Genomic DNA, 18,971 nt, shown 5'->3' on the forward strand with positions numbered 1-18,971 from the left:
GCGCGTGTTCTTCATATCCCAACTCGGCAACGCGGCTTTGGTTGGGCAGTTCGATGGAATAGTCGACGGGTGGCATCCGTTCGATGATACCGGTGAAATCGATCCAGCCTTCGCCGGGGTACAGCCTTGCATCACGGGCCAGCTGGATCATGCCTTCGCGCGTATCAGCGATTCCGGGCAGGCAATCTGAGATATGCAGGAAGTGAAAGAGGTCCGAGGGGACGTGCAACAGCTCTCCAAGATCCACTCGGCTGAGGTGCAGATAGAGCGTGTCGACCAGGATACCGCCGTTGGGCTGATCGGAAGCGCGGACAATATCCAGCGCCTCATCCAGTGTGCGCAGGCGGGAAAAACTTGGGAACTCCAGGTCCACCGTTAACCCGTAGGGTGCTGCCAGTTCGCAGGTCTCAGAATAGACGTCGATCAGAAAGTCACGATCATCGCGGGTGTTGGTCCACGCGCTCATGATCATGCGTTTGGCGCCGAGTTCCCCGCCGATTTCCAACGAGCGCTCAAAGCCGCGCGGGTCCACGTCTTCGGTGATGCGCGCAATCTCAACATCAAGGACTTTTAGGCCGGTTGTCGAAAGAGCCGTCTTGGTGGCCTGCACCTGCGCCTTGTCGATCGGGGATTGGGTGAATTCACCGGGCACATGCATCGGAATGAACCGGGGACTGACGGCATCGTAACCGGCCCGCGCGGCGATATAGACCAGCTCGGGCGGCGTACAGCCAATCAGCGTCAGATGCGCCAAGGAATAGAGAGAGGGGCCTGCGCCAGCCTCTTCGGGTTTCACCATGAACGACAGCTCCAAGTGTCTGCGAATCTAAAATTCATCACACGTAGTAAAAAATATCTGATATTTTTTAAAATATCAACTTTTAATACCGAGCAGGAAATGAAAATGCCCGGGCCCTAGCCCGGGCGTGCTTAACCTTCGTATTGGCAAAGCTTTAGATAGTGACCCAGTCGCCTCCGGACTGGTGAGAGCGCACAGAGGCATCAATGAATCGAACACCGTCTGCGCCTTGATCGACACTGGGATAAGAGAGCCAATCGGCCGGAACGGTAACGCGATCCCGACGCGCGGCGACGGCCATAGCAAATTCCGTATAGAGGTTGGCCCAGGCTTCGATAATCCCTTCTGGGAAGCCGCGCGCGGTCCGGATTAGACGTTCTGCGCCGGGGCCGATGCCATGCCCGTGACCTCGGCTGATGATACGATCCGGCTCACCGAACCGATTGAACTTCAGCTGTTCCGAATTCTCCAGGTCCCACTCGAGGCCTCCTTCGCTGCCGAATACCCGCAACCGCAACCCACCCCGATTTCCGGGGGCAAGGCGCGTCGCCATCAGGGTTCCTGGAACCTCGTTTTGATAGCGGGTGAACATGAAAACCGTGTCTTCCAAAGGCTTTGGCGCACCGCAGACATGAAACTCGGCCCGTAGGTCGGTCAAGGGCAGGCCCGAGACAAAACTGGCGAGATGAGCTGCATGGGTACCGATATCGCCGACACAGCTGGTCGGACCAGAAATCTTGGGGTCCAGCCGCCACTTTACATGAGGCGCATCAGCCACATCTTCGGGCGTCATCCAGTCTTGCATGAACTCAACATGGATTTGGTTGATTTTACCGATGCCGCCTTCCGCCACGATTTGTTTGGCCTGACGGATTACTGGAAAACATGACATCGTATATCCGACAGCAAGGATGTTTCCCGTGCGCGCGGCGATCTCCTCAAGCCCCTCGGCTTCGGCAACTTCGTTGGTCAGGGGCTTGTCGCACAGCACGTCAATGCCCGCCTCAAGAAACGCTTTGGCAGCTTCGAAATGAACGTGGTTCGGGGTCGTGATCATGACGGCATCTACGCCATCCGGGCGCGCCGCCTCGGCCTGCGCCATCTCGTCGAACGACGCATAGCACCTGTCTGCCGGCAGGAACCACTCGGCCCCGCGCGCCTTGCTTCGCGCGGCGTCAGAACTGAGCGCGCCTGCGGTGACCTCCCACCGGTCGGTCATCCGCGCGGCCGTTGCCTGCGTGACAGAGATCCGTCCGCCGCCAACAACGCCCAGCCGCAAACGGCGAGACAACCGGGGGAAAGGTCCGTCAAAGTTCAGGTCTTTGGGTAAAAGTCTCTCAGCCATTCTGAACCTCTATTTCCGGGGCCCGTACGCCTTCTGGCAGTATTTCCACCGCCATGAAGATGCTGGGGGTAATCGTCTCGTATTGATGCCAGGGATAGTTGCCTTCAGCGTCATACATCGGTTTGTGCGTCGTGCCGGGGGCCATGAATTCTTCGAGGTAAAGGGTTTCAACATCCCGCTCACGGCATTGCTGCATTTTGCCAAAGCCTACGATTTGTGTATGCACTTCGCGAAACCCCGGTACCGGGCAGAACGGATGATCCTTGTGCAATCCGACATTCAATGGGACCGAACCGGAATGGTACATGGTCAGTCCAACGTTACCCACGAGAACCTTTGGCGACATGTAGTGGCTGACACCGCGCAAACGCTCCTCTTGGCGAACATCAAAAGCAGATGGCCATGTATCTTTCACCCATGCGAACAACTCGTTGTCATCCGCATGGGCGTCGAAATCGTGGACAATGACTGCACGTTCCACGCCGCTAAGCGTGCTGTCTTGCACGATCACAGACGAAAGCGGTGCAATGGTCTGATCCTCGACAGAGAGATTTCGCCCCCCAAGGTTAAGGACGATGGCGCGACCCTCTATGGAAATTCTGCGCTCGTCAGTTATGTGCTGGACGCGAAAGAATGGCTGAGCAAAGTCGAGTGTCTCAATCGGCATGGACCAACTCCTTCCTCTCATCGTTCAGGAAATCGACCGGCAAAGGTTCCGGAGCCTCGCAACGGCTTTCTATCGTCTGATAGGCACCAAATTTCGGCGCCCGTTCAATCGCGTCCATGACCTCGAATACATGGTAGGCGAGCGCTCCACTTGCACGGGGTTGGCGTCCTTCTTGCGCCGCCAGGGCCAGATCCAAAAGGCCGAGCCCGCGGCTGTCTTCATTGAACCCATGTTTGTTTTCGACCACCTGCCAGTCTTCGCGACCGGTTGGACGAGGCTGATGAGACCAGCGCGAGGTCTCCCGCGTTTTCAGCCAGACATCCCCTTGAAAGATATTGGCACCATGAACCGGGTCTGGGTCTGGGATGCTGATGGTGCCGTTTTCACCGTAGATCTCGAACCGTGGAGTTTCGCTGTCCCAGACGTCGAAGCTCATGGTCATCGACCCTATAGCTCCGGAAGAGAACTGCAGCAGGCTTAGGGAGTGCGTGTCGACCTCGACATCTATCCATTCGCCGTTGCGAGGGCCGTTTTCGATCATCCTATTGTCGAACGTGCGCCGAGCCATTCCGGCAACCCGGTCAACGGGACCAAGGCAGCAGATCATGGCGGTCAGGTAGTACGGCCCAAGGTCCAGCAATGGCCCACCACCCGCCTTATAGTAGAAATCCGGGTTGGGATGGTGGCGCTCCGTCCCGTGGGTCCCGACATGGGCAAAAGCCCCTGTCGGTTTGCCAATGGCACCCTCGTCGATCAAGCGCCGAACGGTCTGCCAGCGACCGCCCAGAAATGTGTCGGGTGCGCAACCGACCAGTAACCCCTTTTCAGAGGCCATGTGCAGGATCGCCTTACCATCCGTTCGGTTCATGACCAGTGGCTTTTCGGAATAGACGTGTTTCCCCGCCTCCAACGCGCGCAAACTGATTTCCGCATGCGCCGCCGGGATTGTCAGATTCAGAACACAGTCAATCGTCGGATCGTCAAACACCTCATCTGGCGCACAGGCCTTGGCGACACCGTATTGATCCGCTTTGGCGCGGCTTTCAGAAGGGTCAAGGCTTGCGCAAGCCACGACCTCAACGTTTGAGAATTTGGATAGTGTTTTTAGATAAATATCGCTGATACGACCACAGCCGATAAGGCCGACCCGGAAGGATTTCGATGTCTCACCTGTCATCATTCCTGTCTTCGTAGAGGGGTAAGTAATTTGGGGGCATAGGCCCTTTGTTCCGACCGCCCTGGCTCGTCTGCTCCCATGCGTGGGCAAGTATTCCGACCGAGCGGGACAGGCAGAACAGCCCCCGCGACAAGGGCGCAGGAAAGCCAAGTTCGCAGAAGATCACAGCTGTCGCGCCGTCGATATTCATGGCAATTGGCCGACCGCCGCGTTGACGACCGAGTTCGGCTTGAACCTCTTCTCCGATATCGGCAAACCGGCCAGATACTGTGCCTACTGCCGCCGCATCACGAACAAGTTGCATCAATCGTGGTGCGCGTGGGTCGACAGGCTTGTGAAACCTGTGACCAAAGCCCGATACGATCTTGCCATAGGTCTCGCGCCAGCTGTCCAGACCGTCCTTCACTGCGTCATTCAACGATGCTCCGCAATCCATGCGAGCTGCGATGTCATAGTACAGCTCTGCACACTGCTCTCCTGCCCCGCCGTGCACGTCGCCCAGCATGTTCACCGCAGTCGCCATCGCATTATTGAGACCTACCCCGCAGGTGGCGGCCATACGCGCAGCCGCGATTGAGGGAGCCTGTGGGCCGTGATCCACGCCTGCGACCAAGGCGGCTTCGAACAGGCGCGCTTGCGCGTCGCTGGGTAGATCGCCCCGCACCATAAGCCAGATCATCTGCGGGAAAGATACGTTTCCGATCAGGTCCTCTATGGCGTTTCCACGAAAAGAGATCTGTCCGGGTTTCATGTCGATGATGGAGGTACGCCACCATTGGCGAACGGCGCGCTCATCGTCTTTCATCTGCGCGGTCATTGCGTCTGCACCTCTTTCACCGGCTGGGTTTTGCTTTGCGCAGCAAGGCGAATGGGTGCATTGCGCGCGCCATAACCGGCATAGCCCATACGGCGTTCAACAATTTCGAAGAAGAAGCCGTTAAAGATGGGGCGGCTGTAAATCTGAAAATACTCAGCACCCGCCGCCCGATCGTAGAGAATGTTCCCCCTGCGCAATTGGGCGACCAAATCGTCATCCAATCCGAATGTCGCTTGCAGATCAGCGTAGTAGTTCTCCGGGATGGACAGGCTGGGAAAGCCGGACTTGAGCAACTGGGCTGAAGTTTCAAAAATATCGTCCGATTGGAAGGCAATGTGCTGAACACCGGCGCCAAAGCCATCTTCAAGGAATGACGCCGCCAGAGTTCGGCGCCCAACGGCCCCGTTCAGGTTCAGGCGCACTTCGCCTTCTGGACTTTCGATAGCCTGGCTTTGCACGACGCCGGACGGATCGGCGACGTTCACAATAGGAGACTTTGCCATCTCAAAAGTCGAAATGTAGTAGAGCAGCCAGCTCTGCATCTCATCGTGACGCATCGTCTGTGCCAGATGGTCGATGCGGCGCAGACCGGCGGGCTGGGTCGCTTTGGTCTTGGCGACTGGCTCAAACTCGATGTCCCAAACCCGATGGAGATCGGATTTCTCATCGATGAAATGAACGACGTTGCCACCAACACCCCGAATGGCCGGGATATCCAGTTCCCCTGTTCCCACCGGCTGTGAGAAATTCGGCGCGCCCAACGCGGTCGCCCGCTGAACCGTCTGATCCGCATCTTTGACACGCAACCCCATGTCACAAACGGAGGGGCCGTGACCCAGGAACGCCGAATGGGCAAAACCTTCCTTTTCGGTATTCACAACGATGTTTATGGCACCCTGCCGCCACAGCTCGACGGACTTGGTGACGTGTTTTCGCTCCATTCGAAAGCACATTGCTGACAGCATCTCTGCAAGCTGCGCGCCGCTTAATTCATCAGCTGTAAATTCGACGAACTCAAAGCCTGATACATAGACGCGTTCCGGCAGGTCCGGGATACCGAAATCGGTTCCCGGTTCGGTCCGAGATACCTCATCCAGGAGGTTCACCAGCGACCTGTAGCTGTCTCGGGCCAGTGTCAGGCCACCGGGTTGAGGAGCTGCTTCATTGACACGCGCAATAGACCAAGGCCCCTTGTACCCAGCGCGGGACAACACCCGCACAAAGCCCGCAAGGTTCAGCGACCCAAGCCCCGGCAGAAGCCCAAAGTGCCGTTTGAGCCTGCGAATATCCATCTCAAGTCGGGGTGCATCGGATAGCTGCACATGGAACAGCCGATCTCCGGGAATGTCCCGAAGGCGGGCTGGTTTGGACCCGTCGGCAAGCGAGAAGAAGGAATTCAAGGCCAACCCCAAATAAGGGCTGTCGATAGCTTCAACGACGCCTAACGCCTGTTCATCCGAGTGAATAAGATCCGACCATGGCAAGCCCATATAGGCCAGACGCAACCCCATTGCCTTTGCTATTTCGGCCGCCTCGCCAAGATCTGCGATTACCTGTTCTTCGGTCGCAGCGGCATCGACCTCGAATGCGGACCCAATTAGCAGCAGATCCGTACCCAACTCGCTCATCAGGTCGAGTTTGCGCTTCAGTCGATCAAAGGCGCGCTCCCGTCCGCCGCCAGACTGACCTTCAAGGTTATGGAAAGGTTGCAGCAGGCAAATCTTCAGGCCGAGATCTGATGCAATGTTCCGAATTTGCGATGGCGGCCCGTCAAAAGCGGTCAAGTCCGGTTCGTGTAATTCGACACCCCCGAATCCCGCGTCAGCGATAGTACTCAGCTTTTCAGCCAGATCACCGGGGATCGACGTTGTCGAAACCGAAAGGCACATTATCCCTGATATCCAAACATACGCGGCAACCACAGGACCAGATCCGGCATCAGCATCATGATCACCAAGGCGAAGATGAGAACCGCCAGGAAGGCCCAGATTTCCGAGATGATTTCACGCAGCGGAATGTCCGTCACGGCGTTGATTACAAAGAGTAGAATGCCATAGGGAGGCGTGATCAGGCCGATCATCGAGTTCACGACGACCAGCACTCCGAAATGCACCAGATCAATTCCAAGCGCTTCGCAGGTTGGAATGAACAGGGGCACGATCACAAGAATGATCGTTGTCGCGTCCAACACGCAACCCAGCGCGAGGATCAGCAGGTTAACCAGGATCAGGAAAACAATCGGACTAACATCTGAACCCTCCAGCAGTACCGAGATCGACTGTGGAATCTGTTCCTGAATGACGATGAAGTTCAGAATGAACGCGCCCCCAATGACCACCCCGACGGCGGCGGAAGAGCGCGCGCTGTCGACGAACACTTGATACAGGCCACGGAAAGTCAAGGCACGATAGAACAGGGCGGCGAGAAGCAGCGCATAGAAAGCAGCCACTGCTGCAGCCTCGGTCGGAGTGGTGACGCCGCCGTAGATTCCGTACAGCAGGATTGCAGGCATCAGCAGCGCCGGAAACGCGTTGGCGGTTTTTGCGGGCAACTCGCGCAGCGGAACAGGTTCTTCCAAAGCAAAGTTCCGCTTTCCTGCCAGATAGTAGTTCATCGCCATCAGAACGACGCCCATGATCAGACCCGGCAGAATACCGGCCAGGAACAGCGACCCAATAGAGGCCTTGGAAACGAGCGCGTACAAAACCATCGGGATCGAGGGTGGAATAATAGGGCCGATCGTTGCCGACGCCGCCGTGATTGCAGCTGCGTAGCCTCGGCTGTAGCGGCCATCTTTGGTCATCATTTCAATGATTATCTTGCCGATCCCCGCGGCATCCGCGACAGCCGAGCCGGACATACCGGAAAAGATCAGAGACGCTACCACATTGACGTGCCCGAGGCCGCCCTTGAAACGACCGACAGCGGCTACGCAGAAGTTCAGCAGACGGTCCGTGATCGACCCAGCATTCATGATATTCGCGGCGACGATGAACAAAGGCACGGCAAGCAGGATCGTGCTTTTGTAGAAGCCTTGCAGGATTTTCTCGCCCGCGAGGGCGACGTCCAATACGGCCGTGCCCAGATACACCAATGAGGCCAAAAGGATGGAATAGCCGATAGGTGTCCCGATGCCTGCCAGAAGAAAGAGAGCGAGCAGGCAGGAAAGAAGTTCAAAACTCATTTCTTAACTTCCTCGCCCTCTTCGACGTCGACACGCGGATGGTCGTCAACGACGTTGTACCCAACGACCAGTTCCAACTCTGTCTTTGGTGGGCCATTGCGCATGACGTCGAAGAATAGCCACGCGTACCGCGCTGCGACGACCAGCATGAATACCGCGTAAATCGAGAATACTGTGCGCAATGGTATCTTCTCGCCAGAAAACGGATTGCGGACAGTCGATGTCTTGCGGATTTTCATCCAATCGATGTAGTCCCACGTCGGAAGGAAGCTGTAGAGCATACCGACCACGATCGCTGCGGCCGCCAGCATCGCAAAGACCTGCCGCACGCGCATCGGTACGGAAAGGTAGATAATGTCGAACTTCACGTGATCCCGTTCTCGCACTATGAAAGCGCAACTGAAGAAGATCACCCAGACCCACAGAATGCCGATGAGTTCAAGCGTCCATCCGGCGGGGGTAAAGAAGTAGCGCAAGAGTATTTGCAATAGGAAGATCAGGAAGATTGCCGCCAGCATCCCGCCGGCAATCGCTTCGGTCAGTCGGGAGAACCCCTTCATAAAGGCTTTCATTATGGTTCTCCCTCCCTTCTTCAGACGACTTTAGTTGCCCAGAGCGTTGATCTGCTCAAGCACACCGTCCGGCCATGATCCGGCGAATTCACTTTCCAGGTACATAGACTGTACCTGATCGCGGAACGCAGCGAGATCGGGTTCGTAAATCTCCATGCCCTGCTCTTTCAGGAAGCTGACAAGATCCTCTTCTTTCTGAAGCTGTTTCTGGCGGCCTGATTCAGCTGCTGCGTCCGCAGCTTCCTGAACCTTGGCTTGCTGTTCCGGTGTAAGCCCGTCCCAAACCTCTTTGCCGATGGCGATATAGTTCAAGTCGACCAGATGCGATGTCAGGACGATCTGATTGGTCACTTCATAGAACTTGGCGTCGACGACGGTCGGCAACGGATTATCCTGCCCGTCAACGGCACCGGTCGACAGCGCGGTATAGACTTCGGAGAAGGCCATCGGTGTCGGCGCGGCACCCAGCGCTTTGCCAAGGAACTGCCATGCGTCGGTGCCCGGCATCCGCAGATTCACGCCTTCCAAGTCTGCTGGCGTCGTGACTGTCAGCTCATCCTTGGGTTGGCGCAGGTTCACCTGACGACGGCCCAGATACATGACCGACAGCAGTTTGACGCCTAGTTCTTCTTCAGCCTTCTGCTTAAAGGCATCCATCAAGGGATCGTTGAAGACAGCCACCTGATGCGCAGCGTCCTGGTGGACATAGCCTGCGGTAAAGATCGAAAACTCGGGGAAGAACTGGGCCAGTTCCTGCGCCGAGGTGATCGACATTTCCAGGTTACCCCGGCTGATGGCGTCCAACTCGGTGCCTTGGGCGAAGATGGTTCCATTATAGCTGGGCTCGTAGCTTGCGAAATCAGCGACCATGGGCGCGAAAACCTCGGCCATAGCGACCGAGCGCTGATCGGTCTCCGATCCTGATGTTGCGAGGCGAAGTTGCACTTTGTCTTCCGCCAGCACACCACTTGTTGCGCTAAACAGAACACCGGTTGCGACCAGGGCTGACACAGCAGCCCGGCGGGTAAGTTTGGTAATCACTTTGCTCCTCCCTGAGACATCATGATGCATTTTTCCGATTCTGAGTTTTGACCTATTTTGGACTTTTTGCAAGATTTTTTGCAAAATATCAGATATTATTCATTACCTGTATTCTCTGTTGCTGCGTTTCCTGAAGGTTGCTTATCCTGACTGTTTCACCTGTTCTGCAGGAATTCTGAATAGCTTCAATAACTTGAAGTGTTCTGAAACCTTCCCATCCAGACACAATCGGTTCTGCTTCGTGCCGAGCTACTTCAACAAAGTGCCTAAGCTGATTGACCAGGGGGTCAGACGCACCCTTCTTCAGCGCGGTTGATGAGATTGGCGTCCACCAGTCCCTTTGCTCACCCTGGTAACTCCACAATCGAAGATCAGGAACGGACAACGAACCATGAGAGCCACCTATCATGTAGCTACTCTCAGCGGTCGACGGATAGATTGGATATTCCTGAGACGTCATCTCCCAGCTCCATGGAGCAACGATGCTGTCGGACACACTTATGGTCCCTATCGCCCCGCTTTCGAACGTCAACAGAGCACCGGCAACATCTTCGTTGTCGTAGCCCCGCTGCGATGCAGCCGACTGAGCCTGTACGGTCACGACTTCTCCGGCCAAATACCGCAGAAGATCGACGTCGTGGACCAGATTGACTGAGATGGGCCCTGCACCGGGTTTCTTTCTCCAAGGCGCAGCATCAAAATACTCGTCTGGCTTATAGAACCAGCAGTTCGCATGGACAGCGCGCACATCTCCAATCTTCCCATCGACAATGGCTTCCTTAGCCGACCGGATCAGAGGATTGTACCGACGATGATGTCCGACCATCAGTGGCACATTGGCCTTCTCCGCTGCTTGAACAAGCTCAAGTGCAGCGGTGGCTTCTACGGCGATCGGTTTTTCGACAAGAACGGGACAACCATGTCGCACACACGTGAGGCCTTGTTCAACATGAAGCGTGGTTGGGGTCGCAAGAACAGCTCCGTCCGGCGTCTGATTCGCAAACATTTCCTCGAGTGTCTCGTAACATGCGACCCCGTGCTCAACGGCGTACGCACGACCTTCATCGCTGGGGTCGACCACCGCGACGAGATCAACATGGCGTAACGCTCGGATAGCGTCTGCGTGGCGGCGTCCAACAAGACCAATGCCAACAATGGCAATGCGAAAGTTCTTAGACACTTTGCTTCCTTCCGGAGGGTCTGGAAAATCCCGAAACCGATGATTGCGGTCGGGCAGCTTTTGCCCAACTTGGCCACGACCGTATTGGGGTTTTCGCGATTCCGCAATAATATATGATATTTTTATTTTTACCATACATCAGTTTGGATTGCTGATGTCTCTGAAAAATGCTAATTGAACGAGGAAACTGATAATATCGGGTGAAACGCATGGCGAAACAGCCGTCTACGATAGGTGCAAGCACCTATCAGCGCATCAAGCGGGATATCATCTTCGGAGAGTTGCAACCCGGCTCCAAACTGAAGCTGGACGCATTGAAAGAGCGCTACTCAGCAAGCCTTTCAACACTTCGTGAAACCCTGAACAGGCTTGCCAGCGACGGTTTTGTCGAAGCTCCCGAACAAAGAGGCTTCCTGGTTACGCCGGTCTCTCGCGAAGACCTGACCGAGATATCAGAGTTGCGTGTCCTGCTGGAATGCCACGCGTTGGAGTTGTCCATTGCGAATGGCGACACGGACTGGGAAGGCAACCTCGTTGCCGCGCACCACAAACTGCACCTGATGGAACAGCAGCTTCTCAAGGGCGACGAGTCCGAGAAAGAAACCTGGAAACGATATGATTGGGAGTTTCACCAAGCGATGATCGCGGCCTGCAACTCCAAAAACCTTCTGTCTCTGCACTCCATCATCTACGACAAATACTTGCGGTATCAGATGCTCGTGCTGACCTATCGCGGCGAAGAGGCAGTCAAGGAGCATAAGGGCATGTTCGATGCCGCATTGGCCAGAGACGCGGGCACCGCTAAGAAGCTGTTAGAAGATCACATCCGAAACGGTCTTTCACATACGCTGGAGGCTATGTAGCTCGCTGTTGTTGCCGCCTATCTCCATCACCTGAATCAACGGCACGGGACCTGAAAGGCAAGTTTAATTACTGTGCTTACCAGACGAATTCCGTAAGTTTATGATTCGACATCCGAACCCGCTACATCAGGCAGCCGTTTAAACAGGGATGAGAACGCTAAGCTTCCGCAACCAAGGGTTGCTTTGCACCACCACAACAAACCGCGAACATCCTTGAAACGGTTTTATGTGAAGCGATCACTGGTTGAGAGGTGGCCCTTCAGTGGAACGAGTACATAAGGCAGCCTCGCGGGACAAAGCAGGCTTTGAAAGTGATTGTATGAATGGCTGGTTCGCGTATTTCATAGCCGACAGCTCTATCCGCTTGACCCTGCAAAAGCTGCCGACCCTGTACGTGGACAAGCGGCCTTGCAGGAATTGCCGTCAAACTGTCTTCCTTACGAAGGTGAGCCATTGAAAGGGCTAGTACGAATTCACGATATCCCTGCGCAGCGTGGATTCGGTGAAGAAGCGGCAGGCGAGGAAGACGACGACGCTCCCGCAGGATCTCCTGGTAGCAAGCTTTCGGATCAACTCCGCAGCTACTATTCAAAACACCTCGATCCGGCGAAAGGACCTGATGCAAATGATTTAGGCGCGCTTCAAGCCATTGAAGCGGCGCAAGACGCGTTTGATCAAAAGCTAACCGAAAGCTTCGCAGCTGCATTTAGTGAAGTTGAAGAAATGAGTTACCCAGGCGTAACAGACCCGAAACCAAAGGTTTCTACGAGATTAAAGGCAATCGACGGGTTAAATCACTCTTCGGCTGTAACATTTGTCGTTGATGTGGCCCCTACGGAAAGCGAAGATATGGTGCCGCTGCTGCGACTTCCAGAAAACAACAATGGGCTCGGATACCAAAACCTAATTTCGATGATTTTCAGGTTGATGAGCTTTCGCGACTCTTGGATGCGCGTCGGCAAGGCTGCCAATGCTAACGATGACGTTCAATACGAACCACTACATCTGGTGCTGGTTGAAGAACCGCAACCCTATTAGACAACACCGTGTCCTCGGCTGAGCCTGCGGGCCGCACCACTACTGTCGAATAGCATTGCCTCGCCCCCATCCGCGTTCGCCACGTGGCAGATCAGCAGGAACAGGTGCCTTCGGCGTCTGATCTGCAAATCAGCCCTGATTTCCCAATAGGGAAGTCAGGATCATTGAAATCGGTCTAGGTGCTGGATGAAGGACGTGAGGCGAAAATGGCAAGGTTCTGTCGCTGGTGGCAGAACTATGTGTCGCCTGACAAGGAAATGTGGAACGTCACTGATATTTGACTCAATCGACAGACAAAACCTCAATAAATCGGCCAATCACGTCATTCATTTCTGACCCAATCGTCAAGCATTTCTGACCCAACACAAAAACCGCCCTCTAATCGTGGCCACGGCCCTTGTCTAAGAATAGCCCAACTCTGCCACTTTGAACTTATGTTGCCCACGCACGCGGCATTAGATTTGCTGCCAGATGCGCTTTTGGTGAACATCGTGACCAAATGGTGGGCACCTATGCTTGCCTTAGACCAACCAAATCGGAGTAAGAACGCTCACCGCGAGTGATTTGACGTTTGAGGGTGTTCGTTGCTGCTTTTACTTTACCCTCGTCCAATAGCGATGTGATCGCTTGATGTTCCTTGAAAGATTTATTCGTTCGATTGGAACGTTTGGACAGGTGTGTCCGCATAGTTTGGACGATATCACTGACTTTTTGATATCCATCCCGCAGGTAACTGTTTCCGCAGGACCTGAAAAACGCGTCGTGAAATTCGGCGTCAAGTTCCAAGTACTGTTCGAATTCATCCGCTTCCTGCGCTTCCGACATCTTCGAAACAATTGTAGACAGCTCATTGATCAGAACCGAAGGGTTCTTTTCAAGCGCCTGCTCCAAAGCTGCAGATTCCAGGATTAGCCGATACTGGCAAAGCTGCACCACGTCCTCTTGAGAAAGAGAGAATACAAAGGCTCCTCGATGAGGAAAGATCTGAACGAGGCCCTGAAGATTCAAAGCTGATAGAGCTTCGCGAATCGGAGTTTTGCTGATGCCCATGGCATTTGACAACTTCACTTCCGGCAACGATTCACCCAATTGAAACGTGCCATTGATTATGCCTTTTCGGATATGCTCTTCAGCAGTTTTACTCAACGAATCCGGGCGCTTAATCGGCAAAATCTCAGTCATTTTCACTTCGTCCTATTTCGTCTCTCTAACACAATAGCACATGTAAGCTTGATTTCTATATTATATCTGATATCTCAGATAATAGATCGAAAAAACTAAATCCGTGGGAGGATACCTTGTTCAAGAAATCAACATTGGCGCTTGGCGTCGTCATGTCAGCCGGGCTTGCTTTTGCAGCATCCGCTGAAACAGTCATTAAGGTTGGGCATGGCGCAGCAGAAGCGTTTCATATGCATCGCGCGCTACTGAAATTTGAAGAACTGGTCGAAGCTGGCTCGAATGGTGAGATCGACGTACAGATATTCCCTTCGTCGCAGATGGGCCCTGATCGCGAAATGATCGAAGGTGTTCAAACCGGCGTTCTGGAAATGGCCATTCCTCCTTCCTCTTTCTTCGCGGGCTGGGATCCGGCTTTTGCAGTAATTGAACTGCCCTACATGTATTCCTCCAAGGACATCGCCTTTGATGTTCTTGATGGTGATGCTGGTGATGGCATGCTTGCACGGGTCGAAAACCAGGGATTGGTAGGTCTTGGCTGGCTTGAATTGGGTGTACGCAATGTGACCAACAATGTCCGCCCGGTTGCAACCCCCGCAGATCTCGAGGGTGTCAAGCTACGTACCATGAAGGTTCCGGCGCATGTGGCGACATTCGAAACGCTCGGGGCCAACCCGACGCCAATGAACTTTGGTGAGGTCTATTCTGCTCTCCAGCAAGGCGTGATCGACGGCCAGGAAAACCCACTAGCGATCATTACCTCACAGCGTTTCTACGAGGTTCAGAAATACCTTTCGACCACGGGCCATGTCTTTGCGGTCTATATGCCCGTCATCTCCAAACCGTTCTTTGACTCGCTGTCCGCAGAGCATCAGCAACTGGTCCGGGACTCGATGGCCGCCGCACGTGAATATCAGGCTGAACTGGTCGCGAGCGAAGACGCGGAACAACTGGAACAGATTCGTGCTGCTGGTGTCGAGGTTCTGGAACTGACTGCAGAGCAGCGACAGGCCTTTGCCAACAAAACTGAAAGCGTCCGCCTGCAGTATCGCGACGAGGTTGGCGCTGAAGCCTATGACGACTGGGTAGCAGCGGTTTCCGCAGCGAGCGGAAGCTGACCCTCGGACTACTCAGCCAATACGGGCACCCGCGCCATGAAAGTTCGGGTGCCCCTTTCGTTCAAGGGGAGGTGAACGGTGTCGGTTATCAAATGGATCGATATGAATGCCGAAAAGGTCTTAGCCAGTGCACTTTTGGCCGCGATTGTCTTGTTGATCTTTGGAAATGTGTTCATGCGCTACATTCTGAATGCCTCTCTTTCATGGGGCGAAGAGCTAACGCTTTGGCTGTTTGTATGGTTTGTCTGGCTAGGCGTCAGCTATGCGTTTCACACAGGCGATCATGTGCGTATCACGGTCCTGCGTGATGTCCTAAGCGAGCGCGCAAGGCTTTACGCGGATGTTGTGACCGCGCTTCTTGTCCTTGGATTTCTGATCATTCTGACAATTGAATGCATCAAGCTTATCCGACAGCCTTTTGTGGCCAGCCAGACGTCGGTCGTTTTGGGACTACCGATACCGATCCTTTATGCTTCGGCGCCGATTGGCGCAGGCCTGTCCGCGATCCGCGTCACTCAACATCTGATCCGAAGCCTGCGCCTGATCGCAGGAACCAAAGCGTGAGGAGTCCGGCATGCTTGCAACAACGCTTTTCTTGACGCTCTTTGCCCTGTTGCTCTTCAGCGTGCCAATTGGCATCTGTTTAGGCCTAGCCACCATGATTGTGATGGTCTTTGTGGATGGCACGCCACCCATGGTTCTTCTGGCACGGTCGGTGGTAACAGGCGCGGACTCGTTTCCTCTAATTGCCGTCCCTCTGTTCATTTTGGCAGGCGACCTGATGCAGCACGGCGGAATGTCTCGTAGACTGGTTGGGTTCGCCAATGCACTGATCGGGCATATCCGGGGTGGGCTTGCTTACGTGAACGTACTCGCCTGCGTGTTCTTTGCCGCCATATCCGGTTCGTCTCCTGCGACCGTAGCCGCCATCGGGTCGAACATGATCCCAGAGATGGAAAAGGTCGGCTATACGCGCAAATTCAGCGGCGCATTGACGGCATCCTCAGGAATGATCGGCGTTATGATACCGCCAAGTATTCCCTTCATCATCTATGGTGTTACTGCCGAGGTTTCGATCGGCAAACTGTTTCTTGCAGGTGTTGTTCCTGGCATCCTTTTTGCCCTCATGTTCATGTTGGTCGCTCGTGTTCTGCTGCGAAAGGACGAGGTTGTTCAGCAATCGACAACCACGTTCTCAGGCCCTGGCGTCTGGCAGAGTTTCCGGTCTTCCATCTGGGCGCTTCTCGTGCCCGTGATTATTCTTGGGGGTATCTATAGCGGCATCTTTACCCCAACCGAAGCCGGTGCCGTGGCCGTAGTCTATGCCGCTTTCATCGGCATATTCGTCTATGGCGACATCACCCTCAAGGACCTGCCAGAGGTTTTGGCGGGCAGTGCAAAGACCAGCGGGACCATTCTGATATTGGTGATCATGGCGACCGCCTTTGGCAGGTTGATCACGCTCGCAAGAATCCCGACAGAGCTCGCAACAACGATTACCAGCCTGTCCGACAACCCCATCATCATCCTGTTGCTGATCAATCTGCTGTTGTTGGTGATCGGAATGTTCATGGAGACGATTTCGTCGATCATCATCATGACACCGATCCTGCTGCCGGTTGCAACCGCGCTGGGTGTCGATCCGATCGTTTTTGGTGTCATCTTGACGGTCAACCTGGCGATTGGGTTCTGCACACCGCCATTGGGTGTGAACCTGTTCGTGGCCAGCAGCATTTCCAAGGTTTCCATCGAAAGCCTGAGCCGGGCGATCCTGCCATTCTTTGTCGGCATGCTGATCTTGTTGATGTTCATCACCTATGTGCCCGCAATTTCCTTGGCCTTGCCATCCCTTTGGTGACCGACTGAGGAGCTTCAAACGTTAGACAACGAACAGAGGACCCGGATGGATCTGGATCTTTCCCACCCGTCGATAGAAGACCTTCGAAAAACCGCACAAAAGCGCATTCCGAAGTTTGCCTTCGAATACCTCGACAGCGCGACCGGCCGGGAGCTGGGGTTGAAGGTCAACCGGGACGCACTTGATGCCATCGGATTCATGCCGCGTGTACTATGCGGCCGAACACAGACCGACCTGCAGACTACATTGATGGGTCAAACTTACGATCTGCCATTCGGGATTGCACCGGTCGGCATGTCCGGCCTGATGTGGGCAGGAGCAGAGCGGATGCTTGCCAAGGCAGCAGTTGCTCACAACATTCCGTTTTCGTTGTCCAGCGTGGCGGTTGCTTCACCGGAAGATGTGGCACCTTATATTGGCAATAACGGATGGTTTCAGCATTACCCGGTGAACTCCGGCGATCTGCGCCGCGCGATGCTGCCGAGGATTAAGGCAGCGGGATTTCAGACGCTGATTATCACGGTGGACGTTCCAGAAGAGAGCCGGCGCGAACGACAGCGCCGCGCCAATCTGACGGTGCCTCCAAAAGCTGACCTGCGCACGCTGACAGAAATGGCGTCACGACCCGCCTGGTGCCTTGCACATCTTCGCGAGGGCATCATGCCACGTATGCGGTTCTTTGACGATTACGTCCCGACCCGCGGACGAGAAAGTTTTACCCATGCAGGCGCTCTGATCCGTGGGATTCCAGATTGGGACTACCTGCGCGAACTACGGCAGGAATGGGAGGGTCACCTGATCGTCAAGGGTGTTCTGCGGCCGGAGGACGCACAAAAAATGGTGGCCGAGGGCGTGGATTGCATCTGGGTCTCAAACCACTCCGGGCGTCAATTCGAAGCCGGGCCCGCCGTGATTGACCAACTCCCGAACATCCGCGAGGCGGTCGGAATAGATGTGCCACTGATCTACGACTCTGGCGTTGCCTGGGGATTGGACATCATGCGTGCCCTGGCGAAAGGTGCAGATTTCGTCATGGTCGGGCGCGCCTTTCAATATGCTGTTGCAGCGTTCGGAGCACGAGGGATCGACCATCTCGTTCACATCCTGAAAGCTGACTTAGAGGCCAACATGAGCCAGCTTGGCAGCGAAAACCTCGGCAGTCTGGCAGAGCACCTTCTGAGAACCAGCTGATCGGCAATTCCGACGTGCGGCGTATCAGACAGGCGTGTTGTCATCCCCGTCAATCAGCCCCTTGACGATCAGATCCGCAGTTGAGCGTGAACATGCCATTGGCAGATCATATACCGTGGCGAGACGGGTCAGAGCCTTAACGTCGACGTCGTGTGGCATGGGCGACAGAGGGTCGACAAAGAAAACCAGTGCATCCAGTTTCTCTTCGCAGATCATGGCGCCGATCTGTTGGTCGCCTCCGAGTGGTCCGCTTTTCAAGCAGGTAACATCCAGTTCTGGATAGGATTGCTTAATGCGACTGCCGGTGGTCCCTGTCGAAAAGATTTGTACTCTGGACAGGCGGGCCAATTGCAGACCCACCCATTCAACGATTTCGTCCTTTCGCGCATCATGAGCCACGAGCGCGAAACGGGGCGCATCACCTGATGAATTGTTCAACGTAATCTTCTCCAAGACCGACTTCCGCGAAGTGTTTTCGGCACAGATCAATCTTGGTAAAGACATCTTCGTAGCCAGTGACCTTGCCCCAAGGATCAACATAGCACATCACGCCATTGACCTGGAAATATGTGACCATCTCTTCGACATCGTCGGGAACGACCAAAGTATGAGTCTCACCCGGCGGCTCAAAGACATATCCCCCTTCTTCCGCAACCCAATCATGTTCCAGATAATGCCAGCGCCCTTTCAGGACAAAACCGTGGACTGGCTGTGGATGGCGGTGCCGCGAAAGAACACCAGCTTTGCGTACTTTGAGGAGGTTCATCCAATAACCTTGCGAGCGGTTCAGGCAGAGCGGTCGGAACCAGACGTTCTCTGCCTGCGGAACCCACAGTCTATCGTCCTCGCTCATGGCATTCGGGATCACGATCTCGTCTTGCGCATCCTTGGGGAATGGCAACTGATACGGCATTCGGGCGGTTTCATCGTCATTCATTGGTT

19 protein-coding genes are annotated in these 18,971 nt (G+C 54.8%); 6 read left to right on the plus strand and 13 right to left on the minus strand.

The window, feature by feature from the left end:
* The 10 genes from I9185_RS12860 to I9185_RS12905 all read right to left on the minus strand — a co-directional run.
* Positions 1–799 (minus strand): sugar phosphate isomerase/epimerase (locus tag I9185_RS12860; protein ID WP_210093257.1); only part of this gene is annotated, 799 nt, incomplete at its 3' end.
* Positions 800–953: 154 nt separating this feature from the next.
* Positions 954–2,144 (minus strand): Gfo/Idh/MocA family oxidoreductase, encoded by a 1,191-nt coding sequence (locus tag I9185_RS12865; RefSeq protein WP_210093258.1) that lies wholly within the window; start codon positions 2,142–2,144, stop codon positions 954–956.
* On the minus strand, positions 2,137–2,811 hold the full coding sequence (locus I9185_RS12870; protein WP_210093259.1) for a hypothetical protein: 675 nt from the start codon (positions 2,809–2,811) through the stop codon (positions 2,137–2,139). The genes I9185_RS12865 and I9185_RS12870 overlap by 8 nt, the downstream gene beginning before the upstream one ends.
* Positions 2,801–3,988: a Gfo/Idh/MocA family oxidoreductase gene (locus I9185_RS12875; protein ID WP_245223558.1), complete on the minus strand. Its 1,188-nt coding sequence runs from the start codon at positions 3,986–3,988 to the stop codon at positions 2,801–2,803. Before I9185_RS12875 ends, I9185_RS12870 begins: the two co-directional genes overlap by 11 nt.
* Complete coding sequence (locus tag I9185_RS12880) at positions 3,978–4,805, minus strand: citryl-CoA lyase (protein ID WP_245223559.1); 828 nt, start codon at positions 4,803–4,805, stop codon at positions 3,978–3,980. Before I9185_RS12880 ends, I9185_RS12875 begins: the two co-directional genes overlap by 11 nt.
* A complete protein-coding gene (locus I9185_RS12885; RefSeq protein ID WP_210093261.1) occupies positions 4,802–6,694 on the minus strand; it encodes a sugar phosphate isomerase/epimerase and 4-hydroxyphenylpyruvate domain-containing protein in 1,893 nt (630 codons plus the stop codon). The genes I9185_RS12880 and I9185_RS12885 overlap by 4 nt, the downstream gene beginning before the upstream one ends.
* Positions 6,694–7,989, minus strand: coding sequence for a TRAP transporter large permease (locus I9185_RS12890; protein ID WP_210093262.1), 1,296 nt, complete (start codon positions 7,987–7,989; stop codon positions 6,694–6,696). Before I9185_RS12890 ends, I9185_RS12885 begins: the two co-directional genes overlap by 1 nt.
* Complete coding sequence (locus I9185_RS12895) at positions 7,986–8,561, minus strand: TRAP transporter small permease subunit (RefSeq protein ID WP_171634653.1); 576 nt, start codon at positions 8,559–8,561, stop codon at positions 7,986–7,988. The genes I9185_RS12890 and I9185_RS12895 overlap by 4 nt, the downstream gene beginning before the upstream one ends.
* Before the next feature lie 30 nt (positions 8,562–8,591).
* Positions 8,592–9,602 carry a TRAP transporter substrate-binding protein DctP gene (gene dctP / locus I9185_RS12900; protein WP_171634656.1) on the minus strand — a complete coding sequence of 337 codons (1,011 nt, stop codon included), beginning with the start codon at positions 9,600–9,602 and terminating at the stop codon, positions 8,592–8,594.
* A gap of 88 nt (positions 9,603–9,690) precedes the next feature.
* Entirely contained in the window at positions 9,691–10,782 is a 1,092-nt protein-coding gene (locus tag I9185_RS12905) for a Gfo/Idh/MocA family oxidoreductase (protein ID WP_209834506.1), read from the minus strand.
* 209 nt (positions 10,783–10,991) lie between these two features.
* On the opposite strand from I9185_RS12905, the gene I9185_RS12910 reads away from it, so the two are divergent.
* Together I9185_RS12910 and I9185_RS12915 are read left to right on the plus strand one after the other, a co-directional pair.
* Positions 10,992–11,645: a GntR family transcriptional regulator gene (locus tag I9185_RS12910; protein ID WP_170417164.1), complete on the plus strand. Its 654-nt coding sequence runs from the start codon at positions 10,992–10,994 to the stop codon at positions 11,643–11,645.
* A gap of 315 nt (positions 11,646–11,960) precedes the next feature.
* A complete protein-coding gene (locus I9185_RS12915) occupies positions 11,961–12,683 on the plus strand; it encodes an AAA family ATPase (RefSeq protein ID WP_210093263.1) in 723 nt (240 codons plus the stop codon).
* Positions 12,684–13,193: 510 nt separating this feature from the next.
* On the opposite strand, the gene I9185_RS12920 is transcribed toward I9185_RS12915, so the two are convergent.
* A complete protein-coding gene (locus I9185_RS12920) occupies positions 13,194–13,865 on the minus strand; it encodes a GntR family transcriptional regulator (protein ID WP_210093264.1) in 672 nt (223 codons plus the stop codon).
* Positions 13,866–13,981: 116 nt separating this feature from the next.
* On the opposite strand from I9185_RS12920, the gene I9185_RS12925 reads away from it, so the two are divergent.
* From I9185_RS12925 to I9185_RS12940, 4 genes are all read left to right on the plus strand, one after another.
* Entirely contained in the window at positions 13,982–14,980 is a 999-nt protein-coding gene (locus tag I9185_RS12925) for a TRAP transporter substrate-binding protein (RefSeq protein ID WP_210093265.1), read from the plus strand.
* A 78-nt stretch (positions 14,981–15,058) separates the two neighbouring features.
* Positions 15,059–15,544, plus strand: coding sequence for a TRAP transporter small permease (locus I9185_RS12930; protein WP_210093266.1), 486 nt, complete (start codon positions 15,059–15,061; stop codon positions 15,542–15,544).
* A gap of 10 nt (positions 15,545–15,554) precedes the next feature.
* A complete protein-coding gene (locus I9185_RS12935; protein WP_010437263.1) occupies positions 15,555–16,838 on the plus strand; it encodes a TRAP transporter large permease in 1,284 nt (427 codons plus the stop codon).
* Positions 16,839–16,883: 45 nt separating this feature from the next.
* Positions 16,884–18,029, plus strand: coding sequence for an alpha-hydroxy acid oxidase (locus tag I9185_RS12940; protein ID WP_210093267.1), 1,146 nt, complete (start codon positions 16,884–16,886; stop codon positions 18,027–18,029).
* 24 nt (positions 18,030–18,053) lie between these two features.
* Here the strand turns inward: I9185_RS12940 and I9185_RS12945 are convergent, their stop codons facing one another.
* Positions 18,054–18,467: a methylglyoxal synthase gene (locus I9185_RS12945; protein ID WP_210093268.1), complete on the minus strand. Its 414-nt coding sequence runs from the start codon at positions 18,465–18,467 to the stop codon at positions 18,054–18,056.
* Positions 18,448–18,966, minus strand: coding sequence for a 2,4'-dihydroxyacetophenone dioxygenase family protein (locus I9185_RS12950; protein WP_210093269.1), 519 nt, complete (start codon positions 18,964–18,966; stop codon positions 18,448–18,450). Before I9185_RS12950 ends, I9185_RS12945 begins: the two co-directional genes overlap by 20 nt.
* Positions 18,967–18,971 lie beyond the last annotated feature (5 nt).

It is taken from the genome of Ruegeria sp. HKCCSP346, assembly GCF_017872595.1.
Classification (GTDB): Bacteria; Pseudomonadota; Alphaproteobacteria; order Rhodobacterales; family Rhodobacteraceae; genus Ruegeria.

Bases quoted from the DNA above. Each gene is read 5' to 3' on its own strand.
- I9185_RS12865 (WP_210093258.1), bottom strand. From the start codon at position 2,144: ATGGCTGAGAGACTTTTACCCAAAGACCTGAACTTTGACGGACCTTTC.
- I9185_RS12870 (WP_210093259.1), bottom strand. From the start codon at position 2,811: ATGCCGATTGAGACACTCGACTTTGCTCAGCCATTCTTTCGCGTCCAG.
- I9185_RS12875 (WP_245223558.1), bottom strand. From the start codon at position 3,988: ATGACAGGTGAGACATCGAAATCCTTCCGGGTCGGCCTTATCGGCTGT.
- I9185_RS12880 (WP_245223559.1), bottom strand. From the start codon at position 4,805: ATGACCGCGCAGATGAAAGACGATGAGCGCGCCGTTCGCCAATGGTGG.
- I9185_RS12885 (WP_210093261.1), bottom strand. From the start codon at position 6,694: ATGTGCCTTTCGGTTTCGACAACGTCGATCCCCGGTGATCTGGCTGAA.
- I9185_RS12890 (WP_210093262.1), bottom strand. From the start codon at position 7,989: ATGAGTTTTGAACTTCTTTCCTGCCTGCTCGCTCTCTTTCTTCTGGCA.
- I9185_RS12895 (WP_171634653.1), bottom strand. From the start codon at position 8,561: ATGAAAGCCTTTATGAAGGGGTTCTCCCGACTGACCGAAGCGATTGCC.
- I9185_RS12910 (WP_170417164.1), top strand. From the start codon at position 10,992: ATGGCGAAACAGCCGTCTACGATAGGTGCAAGCACCTATCAGCGCATC.
- I9185_RS12920 (WP_210093264.1), bottom strand. From the start codon at position 13,865: ATGACTGAGATTTTGCCGATTAAGCGCCCGGATTCGTTGAGTAAAACT.
- I9185_RS12935 (WP_010437263.1), top strand. From the start codon at position 15,555: ATGCTTGCAACAACGCTTTTCTTGACGCTCTTTGCCCTGTTGCTCTTC.
- I9185_RS12940 (WP_210093267.1), top strand. From the start codon at position 16,884: ATGGATCTGGATCTTTCCCACCCGTCGATAGAAGACCTTCGAAAAACC.
- I9185_RS12950 (WP_210093269.1), bottom strand. From the start codon at position 18,966: ATGAATGACGATGAAACCGCCCGAATGCCGTATCAGTTGCCATTCCCC.